Annotated in this window: 1 protein-coding gene; it reads left to right on the forward strand. The window is 64.5% G+C overall.

All coding sequences use genetic code 11. The annotated features are described in order from the left end of the window. Positions 1 to 351: 351 nt before the first annotated feature. On the forward strand, positions 352 to 2,925 hold the full coding sequence (locus VIB55_RS18380) for a TIR domain-containing protein (protein WP_331878127.1): 2,574 nt from the start codon (positions 352 to 354) through the stop codon (positions 2,923 to 2,925). Positions 2,926 to 3,186 lie beyond the last annotated feature (261 nt).

Here is a 3,186-nt window from a genome sequence, read left to right on the forward strand (position 1 = left end):
CCGTCCGGAGGATGTGTGGCCGGGATTCCGCCGGTCCGTCGTCACCCCACCGATGATGAAAACGCGCATGACGCAAATTAGATGTAGGTGCCGTACACACCATCCTCAACACAACTGATGCAGATGTCAATGATCTACCCATAAGTTGTCAAATCGTATAACATACCGAAAGTGGTAGGACCCCAAACCAACGCGATCCGGCGCGACACGCACAATGGCCTTCTCCTGCCCGATCCTTCTCAAATTGACGATCAAGGTCCCTCGGCATTCTGAATCGTTTGATTTCGGCTGAACCACTACACGTCCGACCCTGGCCCATTCTCGTCCAACCCATCGAAAGAGGTCGCGTTCATGAACCACGTGAGAAGCCCCCGGGACGATACACCACGTGTTTCGAGCCGCCCGTGGGCTCCGACCACCGCCACCCGTTCAACAAGCGGCAAGGGTTTCCAAGCCTTCATCTCCTATAGCCACGCCGGAGAACAAGGCCTCGCGCGCTCCATCCAGCTTGCGCTCGAAAGTCTTGGGCGACCACTGTTCTCGCTGCGGAGCATGCGCGTGTTTCGGGACCAAACTAATCTCGATGCCAATCCAGATCTGTGGGCGGGCATCGAGCGCGCGCTCGATGTGTCCCAAAGGCTCATCCTGCTTGCCTCACCCCAGGCTGCCAAGTCCGCATGGATCCCGCGGGAGGTGGCCCACTTCGTCGGCAGACACGGAAAGGAGCGCGTCTGCATCGCGCTGGCCAGTGGCACCACGCCCTGGCAATCCGAGCAAGCCGAAGATGAAGTCCTGCAGCTTCCGGAGTGCGCCGTCACGAAAGATGTGTACCAGTGCTTGGTCAAGCCCGGTAAACGGCCGCTCGTGGTCAACTTTGCGCCCTTCGTGGCGATGAGCCATGAGCAGCGACTCTCGTCGATCGAATTTCTAAGCGCGGTGGCTCAAATTGCAGGGTTCATCCTGAACCGCGCGCCAGATGAGCTGGTCAACGAGCACGTCGCCCGCCAGCGCCGGGTGATCCGGCTGGCGATCACGGTCGGGCTTCTACTGCTGGGAACGTCGGGCGGTGCTGCCTGGGCGGCGGTACGTGAGCGTGACGCACGTGCGGACGCGGACGGGCAGCGTATTGAAGCGGAGCGCCAGAGAAACGTCGCAAATACGGAACGCGAACGTGCTGAGGGCGCAGAAGCGCGTGCTCTGGAGGAGCGCGATTCCGCCCGGGCGGCCCAGATCCGTGCGCAGCGGGAGCAAGCGCGCGCCGACAGCCAGCGCGTCAGAGCCGAGGGCGCCGAGGCGGACGCAATCCGGGAACGGGACGCCGCCCGCCGACAGGCCTTGGCCAACGGAAGCTATGCTCTGGCCGAGCAGGATCCGACCATTGCGCTTCAGATGGCCGAAATGGCGTCGCCTGATCTGAATGCCACGGCGGCAGCGGCAATGCTCAAGGCATTCAACACCGGCTCGTGGCTGTACAGCCATCGGATCGACGGAGCGTCGGATGCGGATCTGTCCGCCGACGGCCGGCGCATCGCATGGCTGGACGGCAAGGGATCGCTCCACCTCCTGGATCTCTCCACCGGCAACCGCACGAGGGTAGCGAGAACGGGCTCTCGGATCCGTTTCCTCCCAACCGGCAACCTGGTCGTGTGGTCGGGGTGGAATGGCCGGGGAACGCAGGGCCACGTCACCCTTCTAGGCCCACAGGGTGCCCCACTCGTGACACACCAATGGGAGTTCCTCGACGCCACCGTTTGTCCCTCAGGGGAGGTGATCGTGCCCGCCTTCGCGGGCGACCGGCGATTGGTGGTGCATGTGATGGACCCACGAACGGGCGGTGCGCGAACCCTCGATCTTCCCGCTGGCGTGGAGAGTCTGGGAATCAGAAGCGCTTGCCTTAGCCAGGGTGGAATTGTCGTAGCCCAGGAGTTTCCCTCCGTAATCGCGATCGTCGATGCACGCGGAGCTTCCGCGCGCATCGACGTCCCGAATGGGTATCACACCGTAGACGTCGACGTCTCGTCGCGCGATGGACGGGTCGCCGTTTACCTTGCCGGTGCCGTCCAAGGCGTATCGGACGCGGTCGGCTGGCTGCCGGGTACCACTACGGGCATGGAGGGTGCGCGCCTGCGAGTGGCTCCGCTGCCCATGAGCCCGGGCTTCGACTCGGGCGGGCGGCTACGTTTTCTCCCCGATGGGCGAGTGATTGCGGCATCAACCGACGGATGGACCCGGCTCCTAGACCTGGAAACGGGCGCGAGCAGCGCGATTGAACGCAGCCGCGCAACGGACGCGATCGGGGTCCCGCCGTCCGGTGATTTGATTGTGCTCGCGCGGCGCTCGGGTGTCGCGACTGTGTACTCGTCCGCTGATGCTGTTCCGGTCGGCCAGCTCCGGGGCGTAAACCATTCGGACGGATTGAACATCGCGTTCGAGCGGCTGGCGTTTGACGGGACGGGCAAGCTTCTGCTGTCGGTCGCACGCAACGACGTGCGGCTGTGGCGGCGCCCAAGCCATACGCTGACAGTGCCGCATGGCCCCGCCTTCCGGCCGTTTGATGCGCTCCCGAACGAGGCGCTGCGTGCCTTTCGGAGCCTGTCGCCGCAGCCCAGCTCGTTCGCGACCTGCGGCGGCACCTCCGAAATCATGGTCGACGATGTCGGCCAGCTCAGTCTCTGCATCCGAGGCGGCGGGAGAACCGAATACCTCGCAACGGGGTTGATGAAGGGAGACATTGCGGTCCGAGGCCACGGTCAACTGGATGGCGTGGGGCATCGCTGGATCGCCGAAGAGGCCGACCGGATCTTCGTGCTCTCGCCGGAACTCATCCTGCGCCTGCTGCACGAGGAGCGGCGCCGCGCCCGGCTTTGGACGCCAGATCCGGCCACGATCGACGTCTGGGCTGCCGGAGGACCGCGCCGGCGCTGATGGGATCGAAGATCAGACCGGGAGCGCGGCACTCCCCCGCTACGCTCCCGAGCGAACCGCCTCCAGCGTTCGACGTTGTTCAAGCCTTCGCGATGGGCTCCAGATAATAGAGCGGATACCGTTCCACGAACGCGCGCCCGGGGCCGGTCGCCTTTCCCATGCGGACGGGCCACCAGCGCAACTGGGGATTGGGGCCCTCCACGATTCGGTACGCTCCGGGGCAGTTCGGACACCTCCATTCCCCCACTTGCAGCAAGCGCG

It is taken from the genome of Longimicrobium sp. (genome assembly GCF_036554565.1).
In the GTDB taxonomy this organism is placed as follows: domain Bacteria; phylum Gemmatimonadota; class Gemmatimonadetes; order Longimicrobiales; family Longimicrobiaceae; genus Longimicrobium.